Below are 1,354 nucleotides of genomic sequence, written 5' to 3'. Positions count from 1 at the left end.
TGCAAAAAAGAAAAAAAAGATTTAATTCTTTTTCTAAACTTCAAAAAGGAATTTTATTTTTTTTAGTTTTAGTAGCTGTTTCTTTGATAGGCGTTATTTTAGCAAATACAGTTGGTGTTACAAATCCTTTTAAATTCTTATTTAAGTATAATACAAAAAATCATTCAACGAAATTATCACAGAGTTTTAGTGTGGATAGATTTATAGATGGTGAAGATTTGACAATTACCAAATTACCAAAAAGACCTACATCTTTAATAGCTCGAAATGGCGCTACTAGAACACCTAATCCAGACCTAAATGAAGCTTGTGAATCTCAAATTTTACATAAATTATTTTTAAGATCAGATTTTAATTTTAGAAACTTTAGTGACAAAATCAAAAAGGAAGCTAATGTTGATGTTGAGGTAAAGTTTTATTTAATACCGGTTGAATTACAAGGAGAAAATGAAGATCCGCAAAAATTTTTTGACGATAAAGACAAATTTGACAAACTTTTAGATGTGGGTGGTTTTGAATACGAAGATGAAGATAATAAAGGAAAATTTAAAAATTTTTTCGGTTCTTATGTTGTTTTTGATAATCAATTTTTTGATGTATCTTCAAACAAAATAAAATATAAACATGATTGGTTAGAAAATCCAATCAAAGTAAAATTATTACCTAAGTCGGAATATCGGACAACAAAATATTATTACCCGAAAGATAATATATTCACAACCCAAGAGTTAAACAATTTAAACAATAAAGCGAATTTAAATTATGATGTTATAGACTCATATGAGGAGTATAAAGGAAATTATGATGCTAATCATAGACAAGAAGTAACACCAAAATCTAAAATTCCTAGTATTGATGACATTGATAACATCATTAAGAAGAAATCAAGTACACAAAAATATTATCTTTATGGAGATGAAAGTATAAATATAGCAAGTCCAAATTTTTCAGACTTTAAATTTCCAAAATTAATCACTAAAACCAATAAAAACGCTCCAGATAATTATGACAAAATAGAAACTCTTATTTTAATTAATTTTTGGAACGAAATGAGTTTAAATGATGAATTTTTTACCGAAGTTGCAAAATCCAAAAAACCAAAAGATTTTTATACTGATGCAAGTCATGATTTAACTTTATTTACACAAATCACTTATACTTTAGTTGATAACGAAGGCAATTGTCATAAATTAGAAACAGGAACTCAAGGAACTGAATTAAAAGATATGAAACTTAATGATTCTAAAGCAGGTACAGGAGGAGGTTCTGGGAGAAAAATTACTGTTAGAGCTAAACAACCAATAACACAAGACAATACAAACACCAATACTCGAATTGGATAATATTAATTTTG

At 26.7% G+C, this 1,354-nt stretch carries 1 protein-coding gene; it reads left to right on the top strand.

Annotation, left to right across the window (positions count from 1 at the left end):
* A partial coding sequence (locus KTO59_RS04280; RefSeq protein WP_284928818.1) for a hypothetical protein occupies positions 1-1,343 on the top strand: 1,343 nt, incomplete at its 5' end.
* Positions 1,344-1,354: the final 11 nt, after the last annotated feature.

It is taken from the genome of Candidatus Phytoplasma sp. AldY-WA1, from assembly GCF_020312115.2.
Lineage (GTDB): Bacteria > Bacillota_I > Bacilli_A > Acholeplasmatales > Acholeplasmataceae > Phytoplasma > Phytoplasma vitis.
Note: the sequence above shows the minus strand (reverse complement) of the source record. Positions and strands in the feature narration are given on the sequence as shown.